Raw genomic sequence first — 19,769 nt, forward strand, 5'->3', positions numbered from 1 at the left:
GATTCGATCAGCTGTGGTCTCCGATCCGGAACAGGCGCGGCAGCGGCTGCTCGGTGTTCGGCCCGAACCACCGGTCATAGATTGCCGCCGCCTTGCCACTCGTCTCCAGGCCACGCAGGGTCTCGTTCACGAACTCCCGCAGCCGGGTCTCACCTTTGGGGATGCCGACGCCGATATAGTCGTTGGAGATCGTGAAGGCGGGGATCTCGTAGTTTCCGCGATCCGGCACCTTCGCCAACAGGCCGATGAGCTTCGGTCCATCCTGCGTGATGGCTTGGACGTTGCCGTTGCGCAGGGCCGTAAATGCGAACGGCGTGTCGTCGAAGGCGACGACGGTGGCCTTCGGGAAGTCTCGGCGTAGCACGATCTCATTAGTGGTTCCCTTGTCGGCGCCGATGCGCAGGCCATTCAGCTGCTCGGGCGAGGACAGCGTCCCTTTCTTGGCCAGGAACTGCTGCCCGGACGCGAAGTACGGAATGCTGAAGTCGAGCTGCTTGGCCCGCTCCTCCGTGATGGTGAAGTTTGCCAGCACCAGATCAACCTTGCCGGAGGTCAGCAGCGGGATGCGATTCGCCGGATTCGTCGGCCTGACCTCGAGCTTCACGCCCAGCTTGTCCGCGAGCGCGCGCGCGTAGTCGACGTCGAGCCCGGCGATCTGCTTGGTCGCGGGATCGGCGAACCCGAAGGGCGGATTGCTGTCGAAGGCGGCGACCCGGAGGATTCCGGCCTGTCTGATGTCGTCCAGCCGGTCGGCCTGAGCGGCGCCCACCGACAGAAGCGTTGCAAGGGCAAAGGCGAAGAGGCGACGCACAGGTATCTCCATCAGAGCGATCCACAGCCGACTGCATCCGCGGCCACCAAGTTCACCGCGGTCAGAGATGATGAAATCAAAGTACTTTATATAGTCATCGATCGGCAGATCTCTTAGCGCGCGTGCTGATCTGAGGCTTGGAGCATTCAGGTTGCATGGAGCATTGCCGATCATCTGTATCATCATCTGGGTGCCCATGCCGAAGCAACAGGCAAGAATTCCCTTCTTGCGGGCAGGGCGAGCATGTTGCTGCAGAAAATCTGCGCGGCACTGAGCAAATCTTTTCCGGCGATCACGGGCCCCATTTCGACGATCCCGTGACCTCCGAGTCCCGGACGATGATCCCCGCGACCGATGGTCACCGCTGGGAGCGCCGCGCGTCGAACCGCCCCGAGAAGCCCTGTTCGACACACGCCGTCTCGTCAGGCGTGCCGGCGCCGCCCGGAGCCCCTGGGATCCCGCCCGCGTGGAACCGCGCCTTGACCGATCCTTAACCTCCGGCGCGGCGCAGTTTTCTGCCGCGAACGCATTGACCTGCGGGGCAACCGCGTCTAGAAGCGCGACACTTCGGACGGCCATCGGCTGCCGACGGCCCTTGGGCATACCCCCGGACGCCGCCGCCATCGCCCCGCGCGCTCCGAGGGTTCAAATCGCCTGACGCTCTAAGTCAGATCCGTAGGTACGAGCGCGTTCGTTGTCGAACGTGCTCCTCTGCCCACACCGCGCCGAGGGTCCGTGACTGGCCCTCCGGCGCATATTCGCTTTGCGGACTGCTCTTCGCGGTCCGGACTAGGTGACCGAGGAAGAGGGCACAGGATGCCGACGATCAACCAGCTGATCGCCCAGCCGCGGAAGATCCAGCGGAGCCGCAACAAGGTTCCGGCGCTCGACGCTTGCCCGCAGAAGCGCGGCGTCTGCACCCGCGTTTATACGACGACCCCGAAGAAGCCGAACTCGGCGCTTCGTAAGGTGGCCAAGGTCCGTCTGACCAACGGCTTCGAGGTGATCGGCTACATCCCGGGTGAGGGCCACAACCTTCAGGAGCACTCCGTGGTCATGATCCGCGGCGGCCGCGTGAAGGACCTTCCGGGCGTGCGCTACCACATCCTGCGCGGCGTGCTCGACACGCAGGGCGTGAAGAACCGCAAGCAGCGCCGGTCGAAGTACGGCGCCAAGCGTCCGAAGTAAGTTTCGCTTCGGTCGGATATTTCCACGGCCTCGTAAGGATGCCGCCGGCCTCAGGGCTCAGGCGGCCTGCGCGGGGCGCTTAAGACCATATTGTTCGAGAGCAGAACCCAATGTCCCGTCGTCACTCAGCCGAGAAGCGCGAGATCATCCCCGATCCGAAGTACGGGGATGTGGTGCTGACGAAGTTCATGAATTCGATCATGTACGAGGGCAAGAAGTCCACCGCCGAGCGGATCGTCTACGGCGCCTTCGACATCGCCGAGAACCGCGCCCGCGCCAACCCGATCGAGGTGTTCCGCGCTGCCCTCGACAACGTCGCCCCGATGATCGAGGTCCGCTCTCGCCGCGTCGGCGGCGCGACCTACCAGGTCCCGGTCGAGGTCCGCACCGAGCGTCGCCAGGCGCTGGCCATCCGCTGGCTGATCCAGGCGGCTCGCTCGCGCAACGACCGCACCATGATTGAGCGCCTCTCCGCAGAGCTGCTCGACGCCGCCAACAACCGCGGCAACGCCGTCAAGAAGCGGGAAGACACGCACCGGATGGCGGAAGCCAACCGCGCCTTCTCGCACTACCGCTGGTAAGCGGTTCCGCCGTCTCTCAGGAGCAATTCGATGCCCCGCACGCACGCGATCGAGGACTACCGCAACTTCGGCATCATGGCCCACATCGATGCCGGCAAGACCACGACGACCGAGCGGATCCTCTACTACACCGGAAAGTCCCACAAGATCGGCGAGGTCCATGAGGGCGCCGCCACCATGGACTGGATGGAGCAGGAGCAGGAGCGTGGCATCACGATCACCTCGGCTGCCACCACCTGCTTCTGGCGCGACAAGCGCCTGAACATCATCGACACCCCCGGCCACGTCGACTTCACCATCGAGGTGGAGCGCTCCCTCCGCGTGCTCGACGGCGCCGTGTGCGTGCTCGACGGCAACCAGGGCGTCGAGCCGCAGACCGAGACCGTGTGGCGCCAGGCCGACAAGTACGACGTGCCGCGCGTCGTCTTCGTCAACAAGATGGACAAGATCGGCGCCGACTTCTTCAAGTGCGTGGCCGACATCATCGACCGCGTCGCCGGCAAGCCCGTGTGCCTGCAGCTGCCGATCGGGGCCGAGTCCAACTTCCAGGGCGTCATCGACCTCATCAAGATGAAGGCGATTGTCTGGTCGGGCGAGGCGCTCGGCGCCAATTTCGACGAGGTCGAGATCCCGGCTGAGCTGAAGGATCAGGCGGTCGAGTACCGCACCAAGCTGGTCGAGGCCTGCGTCGAGCTCGGCGACGACGCCATGTCCGCCTACCTCGACGGCACCGAGCCGGACGAGGCCCAGATGCGCCTCCTGGTGCGCAAGGCCGTGCAGCTGCGCGCCTTCCACCCGGTGCTCTGCGGCTCGGCCTTCAAGAACAAGGGCGTGCAGCCGCTCCTCGACGCCGTCGTGGACTACCTGCCCTCCCCGGCCGATCGCGGCGAGATCAAGGGCATCGACTTCAAGACCGAGGAAGAGACCGTCCGGCACCCGTCGGATTCGGATCCCTTCTCCATGCTCGCCTTCAAGATCATGGACGATCCCCACGTCGGCACTATCACCTTCTGCCGCGTGTACTCGGGCAAGGTCGAGTCGGGCGCGAACGTGCTCAACTCCTCGCGCGACAAGAAGGAGCGCGTCGGCCGCATGCTCCTGATGCACGCCAACAACCGCGAGGACATCAAGGAAGCCTATGCCGGCGACATCGTCGCGCTGGCCGGCCTCAAGGACACCCGCACGGGCGACACCCTCTGCGACTCGCAGAAGGCCGTCATCCTCGAGAAGATGGAGTTCCCCGAGCCGGTGATCGAGATCGCCGTCGAGCCGAAGTCGAAGGCCGATCAGGAGAAGCTCGGCATTGCGCTCTCGAAGCTCGCCGCCGAGGACCCGTCCTTCCGCGTCTCCACCGACCAGGAATCGGGCCAGACCATCCTCAAGGGGATGGGCGAGCTCCACCTGGACATCAAGGTCGACATCCTGCGCCGCACCTACAAGGTCGACGCCAATATCGGCCAGCCGCAGGTGGCGTACCGCGAGAAGCTGACCCGCCGTCAGGAGATCGACTACACGCACAAGAAGCAGACCGGCGGTACCGGCCAGTTCGCTCGCGTGAAGTTCGTCGTTGAGCCGAACGAGCCGGGTGCCGGCTTCTCGTTCGAGTCGAAGATCGTCGGTGGTGCGGTGCCGAAGGAGTACATCCCGGGCGTCGAGAAGGGCCTGAACTCGGTCCTCGGCGCGGGCGTGCTCGCCGGCTTCCCGGTGGTCGACGTGAAGGTGGAGCTGGTCGACGGCGCATACCATGATGTCGACTCGTCGGCGCTGGCCTTCGAGATCGCCTCCCGCGCCGCCTTCCGTGAGGCGCTGCAGAAGGGCGGCTCGGTTCTGCTCGAGCCGGTGATGAAGGTCGAGGTCGTCTCGCCGGAAGAGTACACCGGCTCGGTCATCGGCGACCTGAATTCCCGCCGTGGCCAGATCCAGGGCCAGGACATGCGCGGCAACGCCAACGTCATCAACGCGATGGTGCCGCTGGCCAACATGTTCGGCTACGTGAACCAGCTGCGCTCCTTCTCGCAGGGCCGCGCCAACTTCACGATGCAGTTCGACCACTACGAAGAGGTGCCGCGCGGCGAGGCCGATAAGGTCATCGCCAAGTACGCCTAAGTATCTCTTCTTCCACAACGCGAATTCGAATTAGAGGCTCTGATGGGCAAGGAAAAGTTCTCCCGCACCAAGCCGCACTGCAACATTGGCACGATTGGCCACGTTGACCACGGCAAGACGTCGCTGACGGCGGCGATCACGAAGGTTCTGGCGGAGTCGGGCGGCGCGACGTTCACGGCCTACGACCAGATCGACAAGGCACCGGAGGAGAAGGCGCGCGGGATCACGATCTCGACGGCGCACGTGGAGTACGAGACGCAGAACCGGCACTACGCGCACGTGGACTGCCCCGGCCACGCCGACTACGTGAAGAACATGATCACGGGCGCGGCGCAGATGGACGGCGCGATCCTGGTGGTGTCGGCGGCTGACGGCCCGATGCCGCAGACCCGCGAGCACATCCTGCTGGCGCGTCAGGTCGGCGTTCCGGCGCTGGTGGTGTTCCTCAACAAGGTCGACATGGTCGACGACGAGGAGCTCCTGGAGCTGGTCGAGCTGGAGGTGCGCGAGCTCCTGTCGAAGTACGACTTCCCCGGTGACGACATCCCGATCACCAAGGGCTCGGCGCTGATGGCGCTGGAGGACAAGGAGCCGAAGATCGGCCGGGACGCGGTTCTGGCGCTGATGGCGACGGTGGACAGCTACATCCCGCAGCCGGAGCGTCCGATCGACCTGCCGTTCCTGATGCCGATCGAGGACGTGTTCTCGATCTCGGGCCGCGGCACGGTGGTGACGGGCCGCGTCGAGCGCGGGATCGTGAAGGTCGGCGAGACGGTGGAGATCGTCGGCATCCGCGACACGCAGACCACGACGGTCACGGGCGTGGAGATGTTCCGCAAGCTGCTCGACCAGGGTCAGGCGGGCGACAACGTCGGCGTGCTGCTGCGCGGCACGAAGCGCGAGGACGTGGAGCGCGGCCGGTCGTGTGCAAGCCGGGTTCGGTGAAGCCGCACGCCAAGTTCAAGGCCGAGGCGTACATCCTGACCAAGGAAGAGGGCGGCCGTCACACGCCGTTCTTCACGAACTACCGGCCGCAGTTCTACTTCCGCACGACGGACGTGACCGGGATCGTGACGCTGCCCGAGGGCACCGAGATGGTGATGCCGGGCGACAACGTGACCATGGACGTGGTGCTGATCGTGCCGGTGGCCATGGAGGAGAAGCTGCGCTTCGCCATCCGCGAGGGCGGCCGCACCGTCGGTGCCGGCGTCGTCGCCGCCATCAACGACTGAGCTCAAGAGAAGCATCCTTAGCAGGGCGCGGCGGGGTACAGGCCCCGCACACCCCGCCGTCCCTCTCAAGGTTCCAGGATCATGAACGGTCAGAACATCCGTATTCGCCTGAAGGCGTTCGATCACCGCATCCTCGATGCGTCGACCAAGGAGATTGTCTCCACGGCTCGTCGCACCGGCGCGACCATCCGGGGTCCGATCCCGCTCCCGACGCATATCGAGAAGTTCACCGTGAACCGCTCGCCGCACATCGACAAGAAGTCGCGCGAGCAGTTCGAGATGCGCACGCACAAGCGCGTGCTCGATATCGTCGATCCGACGCCGCAGACCGTGGACGCGCTGATGAAGCTCGACCTCGCCGCTGGCGTGGACGTGGAGATCAAGCTCTGAGTCCGTTGAGGACTTAGAGCTTCCCGTTTCATCGCGCGAGGGAGAGAACCTATGCGCTCAGGCGTCATCGCACAGAAGGTCGGCATGACCCGCGTCTTTACGGACGCGGGGGAGCATGTCCCCGTCACCGTGCTCAAGATCGATCAGTGCCAGGTGGTTGCCCACCGCACCGTCGAGAAGAACGGCTACGTCGCGCTGCAGGTCGGCGTCGGCAAGGCCAAGGTCAAGAACGTCTCGGCGGCCGAGCGCGGCCGATTTGCGGTCGCAAAGGTCGAGCCGAAGAAGAAGCTCGCCGAGTTCCGCGTGTCCGAGGACGCGCTGATCCCGGTCGGCGCCGAGATCACCGCGGACCACTTCATCCCCGGCCAGTTCGTGGATGTCACCGGCACCACGACCGGTAAGGGCTTCGCCGGTGGTATCAAGCGCTGGAACTTCGGCGGCCTGCGCGCCACCCACGGCGTGTCGATCTCGCACCGTTCGATCGGTTCGACCGGCGGCCGTCAGGACCCGGGCAAGACCTTCAAGAACAAGAAGATGCCGGGTCACCTCGGCGTCGAGCGGGTCACTACCCAGAACCTGCGCGTCGTGCGCACCGATCCCGAGCGCGGCCTGATCCTGGTCGAGGGTGCGGTGCCGGGCGTCGCCGGCGGCTGGATCCAGATCCGCGACGCGGTGAAGCGCAAGCTCCCCGCCGACGTTCCGCTGCCGGGCAAGTTCCGTGAGAACGGCGCGTCCGCCCCGGCTCCTGAGGCCGCTGCGGCTGAGGAGACCGCGTGATGAAGCTCGATGTCAAAACCCTCGACGGCGCCGGTGCCGGCTCGGTCGAGCTGAACGAAGAGATCTTCGGCCTGGAGCCCCGCGCCGATCTGCTGCAGCGCATGGTTCGCTGGCAGCTCGCCAAGCGTCGCGCCGGCACCCATGCCGTGCAGAACCGCTCGGACGTGAACCGGACCCGCAAGAAGGCCTACAAGCAGAAGGGCACCGGTAACGCCCGCCACGGCGCGGCCTCGGCGCCGCAGTTCCGAGGCGGTGGCCGGGCCTTCGGTCCGGTCGTGCGCGACCACAGCCACGACCTGCCCAAGAAGGTCCGTGCGCTGGCCCTGCGTCACGCCCTGTCGGCCAAGGCCAAGGCCTCGACCCTGATCGTCGTCGACGACATCAAGATCGAGGATCACAAGACCAAGGGTCTCGTCGAGCGCTTCGGCAAGATGGGCCTCTCGAACGCGCTGATCATCGGCGGTGCCGAGGTCGACGTGAATTTCGGCCGGGCCGCCCGCGCCATCCCGCAGATCGACGTGCTGCCCGTGCAGGGCATCAACGTCTACGACATCCTGCGCCGCGACACGCTCGTCCTGACGAAGGCTGCCGTCGACGCGCTGGAGGAGCGTTTCAAATGAGTGCCGATCCGCGCCACTACGACATCGTCGTCTCCCCGGTGATCACCGAGAAGGCGACGAACCTGACCGAGCAGAACAAGGTCGTCTTCCGCGTCGCCCCCAAGGCGACCAAGCCTCAGATCAAGGAGGCGGTTGAGAAGCTGTTCGACGTGAAGGTCACGGCCGTGAACACCCTTGTCACCAAGGGAAAGAAGAAGATTTTCCGCGGCCTCCGCGGACAGCGCTCCGACGTGAAGAAGGCGATCGTGACCCTGGCCGAGGGCCACTCGATCGACGTCACGACCGGGCTCTGAGGACGGGATTTAGGGATCCAAGCCGATGGCCTTGAAGACATTCAAACCGGTCACGCCGAGCCTGCGCCAGCTCGTGCTCGCCGACCGCCGTGAGCTCTACAAGGGCAAGCCGGTGAAGGCGCTGACGGAGGGCAAGTCGTCCTCCGGCGGCCGGAACAACCTCGGCCGCATCACCGTCCGCTTCCGGGGCGGCGGCCACAAGCGCGTGCTGCGCAACGTCGACTTCAAGCGTCGCGAGCAGCTCGGCGTGGCCGCCACGGTGGAGCGGATCGAGTACGATCCGAACCGCACTGCGTTCATCGCGCTGATCAACTTCCCCGACGGGAAGCAGAGCTACATCCTGGCCCCCCAGCGCCTGCAGCCGGGCGACAAGGTGGTGGCCGGCGAGAGCGTCGACATCAAGCCGGGCAACGCCGCTCCGGTCGGCTCGATGCCGGTGGGCACGATCGTCCACAACGTCGAGCTGAAGATCGGCAAGGGCGGCGCGATCGCCCGCTCGGCCGGCAACTACGCGCAGATCGTCGGCCGCGACCAGGGCTACGTGACGCTCCGCCTGAACTCGGGCGAGCAGCGCCTGGTCCATGGTCAGTGCTTCGCCAGCGTCGGCGCGGTTTCCAACCCGGACCACATGAACATCTCGCTCGGCAAGGCCGGGCGCAACCGTTGGCTCGGCAAGCGCCCGCACAACCGCGGCGTGGCGATGAACCCGGTCGACCATCCGCACGGCGGCGGCGAGGGTCGCACCTCGGGCGGCCGCAACCCGGTCACGCCCTGGGGTGTGCCCACCAAGGGGAAGAAGACCCGGTCCAACAAGCGGACCGACGTGTTCATCCTGTCCAGCCGCCACAACCGCAAGAAGTAATCGCTATGGCACGCTCTCTCTGGAAGGGGCCGTTCGTCGACGGCTACCTCTTCAAGAAGGCCGAGGCGGCGCGGGGATCCTCGCGCTCCGAGGTCATCAAGATCTGGAGCCGCCGCTCCACGATCCTCCCGCAGTTCGTCGGGCTCACCTTCGGTGTGCACAACGGGCAGAAGCACATCCCGGTCTACGTGTCCGAGGAGATGGTCGGTCACAAGTTCGGCGAGTTCTCGCCGACCCGCACCTTCCCGGGCCACGCGGCCGACAAGAAGGCGAAGAGGCGCTGAGATGGGCAAGCAAGCCACCCCCCGCGCGCTCCCCGAGAACGAGGCGAAGGCCGTCGCGCGCATGCTGCGCGTCAGCCCGCAGAAGCTCAACCTCGTGGCGCAGATGATCCGCGGCAAGAAGGTCGACACGGCGCTGGCCGAGCTCCAGTTCTCGCGCAAGCGGATCTCGACCGAGGTCAAGAAGTGCCTCGAGAGCGCCATTGCCAACGCCGAGAACAACCACGATCTGGATGTCGACGACCTCGTCGTCTCCCAGGCCTTCGTGGGCAAGGCGCTGGTTCTCAAGCGCTTCCACGCCCGCGCCCGCGGCCGCGGCGCGCGTATCCTGAAGCCCTTCTCGAACCTCACCATCGTGGTTCGTGAAGTCCGCCGTGCCGAAGCGGCTTGAGGAGGAACTGATGGGCCAGAAAGTCAACCCGATCGGTCTCCGGCTCGGCATCAACCGGACCTGGGATTCCCGCTGGTTCGCCAACAAGGGCGACTACGCGAAGCTCATGCACGAGGACGTCGCGATCCGCGCCGCCCTCATGAAGCAGCTCAAGCAGGCGGCGGTCTCCAAGATCGTCATCGAGCGCCCGCACCGGAAGTGCCGCGTCACCATCCACTCGGGTCGTCCGGGCGTGGTGATCGGCAAGAAGGGCGCGGATATCGAGAAGCTGCGCAAGCTCGTCGGCACCATGACCAAGGCCGACGTGACCATCAACATCGTCGAGGTGCGCAAGCCCGAGATCGACGCCACACTGGTGGCCGACTCGATCGCCCAGCAGCTCGAGCGCCGCGTCGCCTTCCGGCGCGCCATGAAGCGGGCCGTCCAGTCGGCCATGCGTCTGGGCGCCGAGGGCATCCGGATCAACTGCTCGGGCCGTCTCGGCGGCGCCGAGATCGCCCGCCAGGAATGGTACCGCGAGGGTCGCGTCCCGCTGCACACGCTGCGCGCCGACGTCGATTACGGCACCGCTACGGCGTTCACGACCTACGGCACCTGCGGCATCAAGGTGTGGGTGTTCAAGGGCGAGATCCTTGAGCACGACCCGATGGCCCAGGACAAGAAGGCCCAGGAAGAGGGCGGCCGCTCCGGCGGACGCCGTGAGCGCGATGGCGAGGGCGGCCGCGAGCGCGGACGCCGCGAGCGCGAGCACGCGTAAGGTAGGAAGCCATGCTGCAACCGAAAAAGACCCGCTTCCGCAAGCAGTTCAAGGGCCGCATCCACGGTGCGGCCAAGGGCGGCTTCGAGCTGAACTTCGGCCAGTTCGGTCTGAAGGCGGTGGAGCCCGAGCGCGTCACCGCCCGCCAGATCGAGGCGGCCCGCCGCGCGATCACCCGCGAGATGAAGCGCCAAGGCCGCGTCTGGATCCGGGTGTTCCCGGACGTGCCGGTCTCGCCGAAGCCGACCGAGGTCCGCATGGGCTCCGGTAAGGGCGCCCCGGATTATTGGGCGGCCCGGGTCCATCCCGGCCGGATCATGTTCGAGGTCGACGGCGTTGCCGAGAACATCGCCAAGGAGGCGCTCCGCCTCGGCGCCGCGAAGCTCCCGATCCGCACGCGGGTCGTCCAGCGCATCGCCGACTGAACGGAGGATATCGTGAAGTCGACCCAACGAGTGTCTGATCTCAAGGCCCTGTCGCCGGATCAGCTGAATGACGAGTTGATCAACCTCAAGAAGGAGCAGTTCAACCTGCGCTTTCAGGGGGCCACCGGCCAGCTCGAGAACGTCGCCCGCGTCCGTGAGGTCCGCCGCGACATCGCCCGTGTCCGGACTCTGCAGCGTGCCAAGACGCTGCAGCAGGCCAAGGGCTGAGGCGGGTTTTAGGAGACAACCATGCCGAAGCGCATCCTGCAGGGCACCGTCGTCAGCGACAAGGGTGAGAAGACCATCGTGGTGAAAGTGGAGCGTCGCTTCACCCACCCGGTGATGAAGAAGACCGTGCGTCGCTCGAAGAACTACCACGCGCACGACGAGGCGAATGTCGCCAAGGTCGGCCAGACGGTGTTCATCGAGGAGTGCCGCCCGTTCTCGAAGACCAAGACCTGGAAGCTGGTCGAGGGCGACGCGACGGTGCAGGCCGAGGCCGGCGAGGCTGCCTGATTGGGCGGCGGTCGGGGTCTAAGGATCCTGGCGCATCCCGGGCCGACGTTGGGTCCTGTCTGATCGCTGGGAGCCTCGCGGCAACGCGGGGCTTTCGCGTTTTCGCCGCCAGGATGGTTCGATGTCTGCCTCGCACGGCGCGGGGCTTTCGGATCGCTCCGTCTGCACCGGTGGTGGTGGCGAAGCCAGGGACCGTTCCGGGATCCAGGAAGGTGCCGATCGCTACACGCGATAGCACGTGTCGGCACGTTGTTCGGGCATCCATCCCATCTTCCTCATTCTGAGATGACCGCGCTGCGGGCCTCGAAGGAGGGCTCCAGCCAGCCCTGCGATCCCTGGAGGGCTCCTTCGAAGCCTCCGCTTCGCTCCGGCACCTCAGGATGAGCTGGTGGCTGGGACGGCCGCCGGGATAGCGCCACGTTGACGTGGCGCGCGCTGCCCTGGGTTCCTGCGCTGCGCTCTTGATGACGCGGGACCCGCTGACCGAAGCCTTCAACTGGCAACCGTACCGGGCGCCGTCAGCGGCTAGGCTTGCGGCGCGGCCGGTTGGCCAAGGGAACGCCGGGCTGTCTCAACTCTGGAGCGATCCGCCCCAAACCGTTCCCTCGCACTTGCCGGATGAGAACAAAACAGGTACATAAGGCGGGTGTTGAAGCGCGTTGTGAACGGCGCCCAACCCCTTCATAAGGAGCCCGCCAGATGGCCCAGCCCGCATTGAAAGTGGTCGACATGCCCCCGGTGGACAAGGACAAGTCCAAGGCCATTGACGCCGCCCTGGCCCAGATCGAGCGTGCCTTCGGCAAGGGCTCGATCATGCGGCTCGGCAAGAACGACAAGGTGCAGGAGGTCGAGACCGTCTCCACCGGTTCGCTCGGGCTCGACATCGCCCTCGGCGTCGGCGGCCTGCCCCGCGGCCGCGTCATCGAGATCTACGGTCCTGAATCGTCCGGCAAGACGACGCTGGCGCTTCATACGATCGCCGAAGCCCAGAAGAAGGGCGGCGTCTGCGCCTTCGTGGATGCCGAGCACGCGCTCGATCCGGTCTACGCCCGCAAGCTCGGCGTGAACCTCGGCGACCTGCTGATCTCGCAGCCCGACACGGGCGAGCAGGCCCTGGAGATCACCGACACGCTGGTGCGCTCCGGCGCCATCGACGTGCTGGTGGTCGATTCGGTCGCCGCGCTGACCCCGCGGGCCGAGATCGAGGGCGAGATGGGCGAGAGCCAGCCCGGCCTCCAGGCACGCCTGATGAGCCGTGCCCTGCGCAAGCTCACCGGCTCGATCTCGCGCTCGAACTGCATGGTCATCTTCATCAACCAGATCCGGATGAAGATCGGCGTGATGTACGGCAGCCCCGAGACCACCACGGGCGGTAACGCCCTGAAGTTCTACGCCTCGGTGCGCCTCGACATCCGCCGGATCTCGACCCTGAAGGACCGCGACGAGGCGATCGGCAATCAGGTCCGCGTGAAGGTGGTGAAGAACAAGGTCGCGCCGCCGTTCAAGCAGGTCGAGTTCGACATCATGTTCGGCGAGGGCGTGTCGAAGGTCGGCGAGCTGATCGACCTCGGCGTCAAGGCCGGGATCGTCGAGAAGTCGGGCGCCTGGTTCTCGTACAACAGCCAGCGCCTCGGTCAGGGCCGCGAGAACTCGAAGGGGTTCCTGCGCGACAACCCGGAGATCGCGTCCAAGATCGAGGCCTCGATCCGCCAGAATTCAGGCTTGGTCGCCGAGAAGATCCTGGAGAACGCCACGCCCACAGCGGACGACCTCGGCGAGGGCGAGGCGTAAGCCTCCCCACCGCGGCCAGAACGGGCGCGGCTGGTTCATCGACGCGAGACATTTGGCGGCCCCGGAGCTTCTCCGGGGCCGTCTGCCGTTCCGGAGCTGCCCCACAGTCCGACCTGCTCAATGCGGCCGTCGCAGGCGTCCGCAGCACGCCGCCGAACCCCTCGTGCCGGGCAGGTCGCCGGCAAACTGCCGCCGCCTCAATCCGCCATCGTCTTCTTCACCGTCTCGACGAGTTGCTTCAGGCTGAAGGGCTTGGGGAGGAAGTTGAAGGTCTCACCCTCCGGCAGGTTCTTGCGGAACGCATCCTCGGCGTAGCCGGAGACGAAGATCACCTTCAGGTCGGGCTGATGCTTGCGCACCTCCCGCAGCAGGGTCGGGCCGTCCATCTCGGGCATGACGACGTCGGAGACGACGAGGTCGATCTCTTGAGCCCCCTCGCGCACGATCGCCAGGGCCTCGAGGCCCGAAGCGGCCTCCAGCACCGTGTAGCCGCGCGCCGAGAGCGCCCGGCTGTTGACCGCCCGGACCGGATCCTCGTCCTCCACGAGCAGGATGGTCCCCTGCCCCGTATGGTCGGCCGCCGGCTTGCGCGGCGCCGGTGCGTCGATCTTCGCTTGGGGCTTGGCCTCGGATTTGGCCTCGGCGCGCGCGGCCGACTCGCCCGCGGGGGGCGCTGCGCCGCCGGCCCGATCCTGCCCGGACGGCGACGGCAGAGCGGCCGCTTCGGTCCGCGGCAGGGCCGGTGTGGCGGTTACGAGCGGCGCCTCCTCGTGCTCGGCGACGGGGACGTGCCGCGGCAGGTAGATGCGGAAGGCGGTCCCCTCCCCGACGGTCGATTGCACGTCGATGGTGCCGCCGGACTGCTTGACGATACCGAACACCGTCGAGAGGCCGAGCCCCGTGCCCTTGCCGATCTCCTTGGTGGTAAAGAACGGTTCGAAGATCTTCTCCATCAGCTCGGGCGGGATGCCCTGCCCGGTGTCGCGAACCTCGATGAGGATATGATCGCCTGCCGGCGCGCCGCCGCGCCCGTCCGCCACCGCCGCAGGGCCCGGATCGGTCACGTTCTCGGTCCGGATCATCAGCTTGCCGCCGTCCGGCATGGCGTCGCGGGCATTGACCGCGAGGTTGACGATCACCTGCTCGAACTGGTTGACGTCGGCCTTCACCGGCCAGACCTCGCGGCCGTGCTTCAACTCCAGGGCGACGCGCTCGCCGAGCAGGCGCTTCAGCAGCAGGGTCAGCTCGGAGAGCGCCTCCCCAACATTCATCACCTCCGGACGCAGCGTCTGCCGCCGTGAGAACGCCAGGAGCTGGCGGACGAGGCCCGCCGCCCGGTTGGCGTTCTGCTTGATCTGCATGATGTCCTGGAAGGCCGGGTCGGTCGGCCGGTGGCTGGCCAGCAGCAGGTCCGAGTAGCCGATGATCGCCTGCAGCACGTTGTTGAAGTCGTGCGCGATCCCGCCCGCGAGCTGGCCCACGGCGTTCATCTTCTGCGCCTGCGCGACCTGCTGCTCCAGCTGCCGCTGCGCCGTGGTATCAAGGGCGTAGAGGATGACGCGCTCGGCCTCGTCGGTCTGCTGAACCGGGTCGCCGCCGTCGGCCGGGCTGAGCCACACCCGCGCCGAGCGGCCGCCCGGGCCGTTCAGCTGGACCTCGATGGGCTCGGGATCGGTCAGGCCGCTTGTCGCGCGGGCGAGGCCGGCCTCCAGGGCGGTGCGGTCGGCGACCGAATCCGCGACGTTGGGCTCGGCCCGCGTCGCGCCCTCGACGCCGATCGCGCCGTCCTCGACCTGGCGCGGCACCGTGCCGAACAGCCGGGTGAAGGAGGCATTGGCCCGGGCGATCCGGCCGGTCCGGTCGAGGGTCGCAATGGCGATGGGCGAGTTGTTGAGGAAGCGGGCGAGGCGCACCTCGGCGGCGCGCTGCGGCTCGTCGGTCTCGGCGCCGGCGGAGCGGTTGATCACGAAGGTGCGCGAGGAGCCCGGCTTGCCGTCCTTCCCGAAGGCGACGCGATGATAGAGCCGCACCGGCAGGGTGTGGCCGTTGCGGCGGCGCAGGTCGAGGTCGAACCGGTCGGTGCGCACCTCGCCCGGCAGCCCGGCGGTGCGCACCAGGACGTCCGCTTCGGGGGCGATCTCGGTGAGGTGCGGGCCCCCGGGGCCGACGCTCGCCGGTCGTAGCCGAGCCAGGCGGCAAGCGTCGCGTTCATGTAGACGATGGCGCCGGCCGGATCGATCGACAGGAAGCCTGCCGGGGCATGGTCGAGATAGTCGATCGCGTGCTGGAGTTCCTGGAAGACGTTCTCCTGGCGCTCGCGCTCGGCGGTGATGTCGGCGACCGTCCAGAGCGCGGCGGCCCGGCGCGGGCGCAGGAGCGGACGGACCGAGACCCGGTACCAGCCGAAGCTGCGCTCGCCGGCGATCGGGCCGAGCGGCGGCGACATCCGCACTTCCTCGGTATGGGCGCGGGCGTCGCGCGAGGCCTGCGACAGGCGGTAGACCGCTTCGGAGACCTCCGGCGAGCCGACCAGGATGCGCTCCACCGGGACGAGGTTCGAGAAGGTCTCGCCGCCGGCGATTCGCAGGTAGGCTTCGTTGGCGTATATCAGCCGGCCGCTATCCTCGGCGACCAGCGCGCCGTCCGGCGAGGCGTCGGCGATGCCCTTGGTGATGTCGTCCCGGGCGGCGCTGCCGCTGAGCTGGAGCGCGCCGATCGCCAGGGCGAACAGGAAGAACACGCCGGCCATGGCCAGCAGCGCCAGCAGCCACACGATCAGCGACTGGGCCTGCTCGTTCGCCACGAACGACAGGCCGATGGCAGCCCCGACCAGCAGGCCCGCCAGGACCAGCAGCAACCCGACCCGGCCCGGCTGCTCCGAGCGGTCGATCGACCCCGTCCCCTGCGGGACCGGACCCTGGGCGCCGGAGATCGGCAGTCCAGAATTCTGCGGGCCCCCGGCGGGCGCCGGAGGTCCAGTGACGTCGGCCATCGGCTTCATTCCAGAACGATCCCCCGGTTAGGCCTGCCGGCCATATCAGGGCAAGGGCAGCGCGGCACCACTGACGTCGCGCCAAGCCTCGGCACAGCCTCGCGAAAAAAGGTGGACGAAGCGTGGCTTTCCCGGCCGATCGTCCGGCCGCCGCTGCGGCCGGGGCTTACGCGGCCCTCCGGCGCAGGCGCAGGACGAACCCGATCACCTCGGCCACCGCCCGGTAATGCTCGGCGGGGATCTCGCGGTCGATCTCCACGGTGGCGTGCAGCGCCCGGGCCAGCGGCGGGTTCTCGATCACCGCGACGCCGTGCTCGGCCGCCACCGTGCGGATCCGCAGAGCCAGCGCGTCGACGCCCTTGGCGACGCAGATCGGCGCGGCCATGCCGGCTTCGTATCGGAGGGCCACCGCGTAGTGGGTCGGGTTGGTCACCACCACGGTGGCGGTCGGAACGGCGGCCATCATCCGCTTCTTCACCCGCGCCATGCGCAGCTGCTTCATGCGGCCCTTGACCTCCGGATTGCCGTCCGACTCCTTCATCTCCTGCTTCAGCTCTTCCTTCGTCATGCGGTGGCGCTTGCGCCAGCGGAACCGCGCGTAGAGCGCGTCGCCCAGGGTGATCGCGAGGTGCATGCACAGCATGCCGGCGAGCAGCCGCAGGCTCAGGGACAGGATCGCCGGCAGGCACGCGGTGGGGTCGAGCTGAACGAACACCTCGAGCCGGTCGCGGTCGTTCCACAGGAGCACGGCGCCGACCACGCCCACGATCGTGATCTTCGCCAGTCCCTTGCCGAACTGGAACCAGGCCTCGATGCCGAGCAGGCGCTTCAGGCCTGCCATCGGTGACAGCCGCTCGAATTTCGGCATCAGCGATTCGGTGCTGAACACCAGCGGGTGTTGGAGCAGGCCCGCGGCGAGACCCGCGACGATGGCGAGGCCCACCGGCACGGCCACCGCCTGGAGCCACAGCCAGAGCCCCCGCGTCGCGGCGGCCTTCATGGCGGTGGCGTCGTCCGGGAGGGTGTGGGCGTTCGCCAGATAGGCCTTCAACCCGTACAGGAGGTTCTGCGCGATGCTCGGGCCCGCGACCATCAGGGCGAGGGTGAAGGCGGCCAGCAACGCGAAGGTGTTGATCTCGGTGCTGCTCGCGACGTCGCCGCGCTCGATCGCCTGATCGAGGCGCCGTTGGGACGGCTCCTCGGTCTTGTCCTCGTCATCCGCGCCGTCAGCCATCGCGCATCGACCTCAGCGCGTGCCGAAGCGGCGGGGGGCGGGCACGGTCATCGGCCGACATACGCGCCGAGATACCGGCCGATATCGTCCAGAAAGACTCCCATCATGACGCCGAGGGCGCCCATCAGGATGACCATTCCGGCCAGAACTGAGGCCGGGACCGCCAGGAAGAACACCTGCAATTGCGGCATCAGGCGCGACAGCACGCCGAGCCCGAGATTGAACAGGAGACCGAAGGCGATGAACGGCCCGGAGATCTGGACCGCCAGCGTGAAGCCACGGGCGAGCGCCCGGGTCGCCAGCATCAGCGCGTCCGAGAAGGCCGGCACACCGTCCGGCGGCAGCACGACGTAGCTGCGGGCCAAGCCCTCGATGGCCAGATGGTGCAGGTCGGCGGCGAAGATCAGCGTGATGCCGAGCAGCGACAGGAAGTTGCCGATCGCCACCTGCTGGCCGCCCTGGCTCGGATCCACCGTCATCGCGTAGGACAGGCCGAGCTGCGCCGAGATGATCACCCCGGCGGTCTGCAGGGCGGCGAGCACCATCCGCACCGTGAGGCCGAGCACCAGCCCGACGATCGTCTCCCCGAACAGCAGCCCGATCAGCCGGGGCCCGGCCAGCCCCTCCGTGCCGCCGAGCAGCGGGCGCACGGTCGGAAACAGCACCAGCGTCGTGAGCACCGCGAAGGCGAGACGCAGCCGCGGCGACACCGTCTGCTCGCCGATCCCGGGCATCAGCATGATCAGCGTGCCGACGCGCGCGAAGGTGATCAGAAAGGCCGACGCGATCCCGGGCACGAGCAGGTTCATCGCCGCCCCTATGGCACGCGAATCTGGCCCCTGTCGCGGCGGGATTGTGCATCAGCCGCCCGCCGCGATCCGGGCGGCGATGCGGACCATGTAGCCGGCCATGGCGTCACCGATGAAGGGCAGCATCAGCAGCAGCGCGGCGAACACCGCGACGATCTTGGGCACGTAGATCAGGGTCTGCTCCTGGACCTGGGTCAGGGCCTGGACGAGCGAGACGGCGAGTCCGACGGCGAGGGAGACGAGCATCAGCGGTCCGGCGATCTTCAGGAAGACGAAGATGCCGTCGCGGGCGATGTCGAGAATGGCGAGGCCGGTCATTGGGGGCCGTTGGTACCGGGGTTCTGGAGCGGGACGGCCGATGCAGTCCCCGCGCGGCGCGGGGGCTCGCCGGCGAGCGGTTTGGACGGTCCGATCGATCGGACGCAGAACGGATCCGCGTCAGATCTGCATCCGCATGATCTCCTCGTAGGCGGAGATCATCCGGTCGCGCACCGCGACCATGGTCTGGAGGGCGGTCTCGCTCTCGGCCACCGCGGTGACCACGTCGACCACGTTGGCCTTGCCGGACGCGGCCGAGACGGCCTGCGCGTCGGCCCGCCGCCCGGCATCGCCGACGCTGTCCAGCGTCTGTCCGAGAAGCTGCATGAAGTCGCCGCCCGCCTCCGCGGCCGGCTGCACCCGGGGGTGGGCCGACCGGAGGCCGTGCCCTGGACGGCGGCGTAGGCGCCCGCCGCGAAGTTGCTCGAAGCCATGGCCAGAGTCCTTGCTGTGCGTCCCTACGCGGTCACTTCAGGATCGCCAGCGTCTGCGCCAGCATCTTGCGGGTGGACGTGACCATGTTGAGATTGGCCTCGTAGGAGCGCTGGGCCTCGCGCAGATCCATGTTCTCGATGAGCGCGTTGACGTTGGGCATCTGCACCTCGCCCCGGGCGTTGGCCGCCGGGTTTCCAGGCTCGTGCTTGGTCCGGAATGCCGACGGGTCGCGCCGGATGCGGCCGGCCTCCACGAGCCGGGCCCCGGTCTCGCCGTCGAGATGGCTGGTGAAGGTCGGGATCTTGCGCCGATAGGGCTCCGCTCCGGGCGATGCGGGCGCGGAATCGGCGTTGGCGATGTTCTCGGCGATGATCCGCATCCGGCCCGACTGGGCCTTGAGGCCGGCCGCCGCCACCGTGAGCGACTTGCTGAATTCCATGGTTCAGGCCCTCCGCGCCGTGACCGAATAGCCTTTGTCCCGGATGCTCAGCTCTTGCCGACTGCGATCTTCAGGGTGGTCAGGCTGTGCTGATAGAGCGAGGCGGCGAGCTGGTAGTCCGACTGGTTGTCGCCGGCCTTCATCATCTCGTCCTCGAGGTTGACGGCGTTGCCGCTCGGGCGCGTCTCGAAGCCCTTCGCGCGCTTCGACGCGGCGTCGTCCGCCCCCTGCCCGGCCGGAGCGATGTGGGCCGGGCTGGTCAGCGCCAGGGTCGTCGACGATGAGACCAGGGTGCCGGTTGCCCGGTCCATGCGGGGCTCCACGAGATCGCGGGGCTTGAAGCCCGGCATGTCGGCATTGGCCACGTTCTCGGCAATCACGCCCTGGCGCGCCTGGGCCCATTGCATCCGGGTGCGCAGCATGCCGAGCACGGGCAGATCTGTGAGGGCCAAGGTCGCCTCCGGCAGGGCCGCGCCGAAGCCGGCGGGCTCGGCAAAATCTGCCGCGTGCATGGTTAACGG

Annotated in this window: 21 protein-coding genes and 3 pseudogenes; 16 read left to right on the forward strand and 8 right to left on the reverse strand. The window is 67.5% G+C overall.

Going from position 1 to position 19,769, the window contains the following annotated elements:
• Positions 1 to 7: 7 nt before the first annotated feature.
• The gene (locus M6G65_RS12045; protein ID WP_250103971.1) at positions 8 to 811 is read right to left on the reverse strand and encodes an ABC transporter substrate-binding protein; all 804 of its coding nucleotides are present in this window, start codon (positions 809 to 811) and stop codon (positions 8 to 10) included.
• A gap of 816 nt (positions 812 to 1,627) precedes the next feature.
• Here M6G65_RS12045 and rpsL point away from each other — a divergent pair.
• The 16 genes and pseudogenes from rpsL to recA all read left to right on the forward strand — a co-directional run bounded on the left by rpsL (position 1,628) and on the right by recA (position 13,021).
• The gene (gene rpsL / locus M6G65_RS12050; protein ID WP_007557568.1) at positions 1,628 to 1,999 is read left to right on the forward strand and encodes a 30S ribosomal protein S12; all 372 of its coding nucleotides are present in this window, start codon (positions 1,628 to 1,630) and stop codon (positions 1,997 to 1,999) included.
• Positions 2,000 to 2,109: 110 nt separating this feature from the next.
• Positions 2,110 to 2,580, forward strand: coding sequence for a 30S ribosomal protein S7 (gene rpsG / locus M6G65_RS12055; RefSeq protein WP_250103972.1), 471 nt, complete (start codon positions 2,110 to 2,112; stop codon positions 2,578 to 2,580).
• A 30-nt stretch (positions 2,581 to 2,610) separates the two neighbouring features.
• Positions 2,611 to 4,686, forward strand: a complete 2,076-nt coding sequence (gene fusA, locus M6G65_RS12060; protein WP_250103973.1) for an elongation factor G — start codon at positions 2,611 to 2,613, stop codon at positions 4,684 to 4,686.
• Between the two features lie 42 nt (positions 4,687 to 4,728).
• Positions 4,729 to 5,918, forward strand: a pseudogene (tuf, locus tag M6G65_RS12065) (elongation factor Tu).
• Positions 5,919 to 5,999: 81 nt separating this feature from the next.
• The gene (rpsJ, locus tag M6G65_RS12070) at positions 6,000 to 6,308 is read left to right on the forward strand and encodes a 30S ribosomal protein S10 (protein WP_043351245.1); all 309 of its coding nucleotides are present in this window, start codon (positions 6,000 to 6,002) and stop codon (positions 6,306 to 6,308) included.
• Between the two features lie 51 nt (positions 6,309 to 6,359).
• Positions 6,360 to 7,085: a 50S ribosomal protein L3 gene (rplC, locus tag M6G65_RS12075; protein ID WP_043351246.1), complete on the forward strand. Its 726-nt coding sequence runs from the start codon at positions 6,360 to 6,362 to the stop codon at positions 7,083 to 7,085.
• Entirely contained in the window at positions 7,085 to 7,705 is a 621-nt protein-coding gene (gene rplD / locus M6G65_RS12080; RefSeq protein ID WP_160536267.1) for a 50S ribosomal protein L4, read from the forward strand. Before rplC ends, rplD begins: the two co-directional genes overlap by 1 nt.
• Complete coding sequence (locus tag M6G65_RS12085) at positions 7,702 to 7,998, forward strand: 50S ribosomal protein L23 (protein WP_020094257.1); 297 nt, start codon at positions 7,702 to 7,704, stop codon at positions 7,996 to 7,998. Before rplD ends, M6G65_RS12085 begins: the two co-directional genes overlap by 4 nt.
• A gap of 25 nt (positions 7,999 to 8,023) precedes the next feature.
• A complete protein-coding gene (gene rplB / locus M6G65_RS12090; RefSeq protein ID WP_250103974.1) occupies positions 8,024 to 8,860 on the forward strand; it encodes a 50S ribosomal protein L2 in 837 nt (278 codons plus the stop codon).
• 5 nt (positions 8,861 to 8,865) lie between these two features.
• Positions 8,866 to 9,144, forward strand: a complete 279-nt coding sequence (gene rpsS / locus M6G65_RS12095) for a 30S ribosomal protein S19 (protein ID WP_192708807.1) — start codon at positions 8,866 to 8,868, stop codon at positions 9,142 to 9,144.
• Between the two features lies 1 nt (position 9,145).
• Positions 9,146 to 9,532, forward strand: a complete 387-nt coding sequence (rplV, locus tag M6G65_RS12100; RefSeq protein ID WP_250103975.1) for a 50S ribosomal protein L22 — start codon at positions 9,146 to 9,148, stop codon at positions 9,530 to 9,532.
• A 10-nt stretch (positions 9,533 to 9,542) separates the two neighbouring features.
• Entirely contained in the window at positions 9,543 to 10,289 is a 747-nt protein-coding gene (gene rpsC / locus M6G65_RS12105) for a 30S ribosomal protein S3 (protein WP_012319192.1), read from the forward strand.
• Between the two features lie 11 nt (positions 10,290 to 10,300).
• Positions 10,301 to 10,714 carry a 50S ribosomal protein L16 gene (gene rplP / locus M6G65_RS12110; RefSeq protein ID WP_250103976.1) on the forward strand — a complete coding sequence of 138 codons (414 nt, stop codon included), beginning with the start codon at positions 10,301 to 10,303 and terminating at the stop codon, positions 10,712 to 10,714.
• Positions 10,715 to 10,726: 12 nt separating this feature from the next.
• Complete coding sequence (gene rpmC / locus M6G65_RS12115) at positions 10,727 to 10,942, forward strand: 50S ribosomal protein L29 (protein ID WP_158169164.1); 216 nt, start codon at positions 10,727 to 10,729, stop codon at positions 10,940 to 10,942.
• A 21-nt stretch (positions 10,943 to 10,963) separates the two neighbouring features.
• Complete coding sequence (rpsQ, locus tag M6G65_RS12120; RefSeq protein WP_238195603.1) at positions 10,964 to 11,230, forward strand: 30S ribosomal protein S17; 267 nt, start codon at positions 10,964 to 10,966, stop codon at positions 11,228 to 11,230.
• A 729-nt stretch (positions 11,231 to 11,959) separates the two neighbouring features.
• Positions 11,960 to 13,021 carry a recombinase RecA gene (gene recA, locus M6G65_RS12125; protein WP_430929571.1) on the forward strand — a complete coding sequence of 354 codons (1,062 nt, stop codon included), beginning with the start codon at positions 11,960 to 11,962 and terminating at the stop codon, positions 13,019 to 13,021.
• Positions 13,022 to 13,218: 197 nt separating this feature from the next.
• On the opposite strand, the pseudogene cckA reads toward recA, so the two are convergent.
• The 7 genes and pseudogenes from cckA to flgB all read right to left on the reverse strand — a co-directional run bounded on the left by cckA (position 13,219) and on the right by flgB (position 19,700).
• Positions 13,219 to 16,013: pseudogene (gene cckA / locus M6G65_RS12130) on the reverse strand (cell cycle histidine kinase CckA).
• A gap of 166 nt (positions 16,014 to 16,179) precedes the next feature.
• Positions 16,180 to 17,247, reverse strand: a complete 1,068-nt coding sequence (gene flhB, locus M6G65_RS12135) for a flagellar biosynthesis protein FlhB (RefSeq protein WP_238195600.1) — start codon at positions 17,245 to 17,247, stop codon at positions 16,180 to 16,182.
• 47 nt (positions 17,248 to 17,294) lie between these two features.
• On the reverse strand, positions 17,295 to 18,056 hold the full coding sequence (gene fliR / locus M6G65_RS12140; protein WP_192708812.1) for a flagellar biosynthetic protein FliR: 762 nt from the start codon (positions 18,054 to 18,056) through the stop codon (positions 17,295 to 17,297).
• 51 nt (positions 18,057 to 18,107) lie between these two features.
• Positions 18,108 to 18,374 carry a flagellar biosynthesis protein FliQ gene (gene fliQ, locus M6G65_RS12145; RefSeq protein ID WP_192708813.1) on the reverse strand — a complete coding sequence of 89 codons (267 nt, stop codon included), beginning with the start codon at positions 18,372 to 18,374 and terminating at the stop codon, positions 18,108 to 18,110.
• Positions 18,375 to 18,494: 120 nt separating this feature from the next.
• Positions 18,495 to 18,808 (reverse strand): annotated as a pseudogene (gene fliE, locus M6G65_RS12150) (flagellar hook-basal body complex protein FliE).
• A 32-nt stretch (positions 18,809 to 18,840) separates the two neighbouring features.
• Positions 18,841 to 19,248: a flagellar basal body rod protein FlgC gene (gene flgC / locus M6G65_RS12155; RefSeq protein WP_192708815.1), complete on the reverse strand. Its 408-nt coding sequence runs from the start codon at positions 19,246 to 19,248 to the stop codon at positions 18,841 to 18,843.
• Between the two features lie 47 nt (positions 19,249 to 19,295).
• The gene (gene flgB, locus M6G65_RS12160) at positions 19,296 to 19,700 is read right to left on the reverse strand and encodes a flagellar basal body rod protein FlgB (protein WP_238195623.1); all 405 of its coding nucleotides are present in this window, start codon (positions 19,698 to 19,700) and stop codon (positions 19,296 to 19,298) included.
• Between the last annotated feature and the right edge of the window lie 69 nt (positions 19,701 to 19,769).

This window comes from Methylobacterium tardum, assembly GCF_023546765.1.
Lineage (GTDB): Bacteria > Pseudomonadota > Alphaproteobacteria > Rhizobiales > Beijerinckiaceae > Methylobacterium > Methylobacterium tardum.

What these genes read in the sequence shown, in the direction of transcription:
- rplD (WP_160536267.1), top strand. Translation starts at nt 7,085, where the DNA reads ATGAAGCTCGATGTCAAAACCCTCGACGGCGCCGGTGCCGGCTCGGTC.
- rpsS (WP_192708807.1), top strand. Translation starts at nt 8,866, where the DNA reads ATGGCACGCTCTCTCTGGAAGGGGCCGTTCGTCGACGGCTACCTCTTC.
- flhB (WP_238195600.1), bottom strand. Translation starts at nt 17,247, where the DNA reads ATGGCTGACGGCGCGGATGACGAGGACAAGACCGAGGAGCCGTCCCAA.
- rplC (WP_043351246.1), top strand. Translation starts at nt 6,360, where the DNA reads ATGCGCTCAGGCGTCATCGCACAGAAGGTCGGCATGACCCGCGTCTTT.
- rpsL (WP_007557568.1), top strand. Translation starts at nt 1,628, where the DNA reads ATGCCGACGATCAACCAGCTGATCGCCCAGCCGCGGAAGATCCAGCGG.
- fliR (WP_192708812.1), bottom strand. Translation starts at nt 18,056, where the DNA reads ATGAACCTGCTCGTGCCCGGGATCGCGTCGGCCTTTCTGATCACCTTC.
- rplP (WP_250103976.1), top strand. Translation starts at nt 10,301, where the DNA reads ATGCTGCAACCGAAAAAGACCCGCTTCCGCAAGCAGTTCAAGGGCCGC.
- rplB (WP_250103974.1), top strand. Translation starts at nt 8,024, where the DNA reads ATGGCCTTGAAGACATTCAAACCGGTCACGCCGAGCCTGCGCCAGCTC.
- rpsC (WP_012319192.1), top strand. Translation starts at nt 9,543, where the DNA reads ATGGGCCAGAAAGTCAACCCGATCGGTCTCCGGCTCGGCATCAACCGG.
- rpsG (WP_250103972.1), top strand. Translation starts at nt 2,110, where the DNA reads ATGTCCCGTCGTCACTCAGCCGAGAAGCGCGAGATCATCCCCGATCCG.
- recA (WP_430929571.1), top strand. Translation starts at nt 11,960, where the DNA reads ATGCCCCCGGTGGACAAGGACAAGTCCAAGGCCATTGACGCCGCCCTG.
- M6G65_RS12085 (WP_020094257.1), top strand. Translation starts at nt 7,702, where the DNA reads ATGAGTGCCGATCCGCGCCACTACGACATCGTCGTCTCCCCGGTGATC.
- rpsJ (WP_043351245.1), top strand. Translation starts at nt 6,000, where the DNA reads ATGAACGGTCAGAACATCCGTATTCGCCTGAAGGCGTTCGATCACCGC.
- rplV (WP_250103975.1), top strand. Translation starts at nt 9,146, where the DNA reads ATGGGCAAGCAAGCCACCCCCCGCGCGCTCCCCGAGAACGAGGCGAAG.
- fliQ (WP_192708813.1), bottom strand. Translation starts at nt 18,374, where the DNA reads ATGACCGGCCTCGCCATTCTCGACATCGCCCGCGACGGCATCTTCGTC.
- rpsQ (WP_238195603.1), top strand. Translation starts at nt 10,964, where the DNA reads ATGCCGAAGCGCATCCTGCAGGGCACCGTCGTCAGCGACAAGGGTGAG.
- fusA (WP_250103973.1), top strand. Translation starts at nt 2,611, where the DNA reads ATGCCCCGCACGCACGCGATCGAGGACTACCGCAACTTCGGCATCATG.
- flgC (WP_192708815.1), bottom strand. Translation starts at nt 19,248, where the DNA reads ATGGAATTCAGCAAGTCGCTCACGGTGGCGGCGGCCGGCCTCAAGGCC.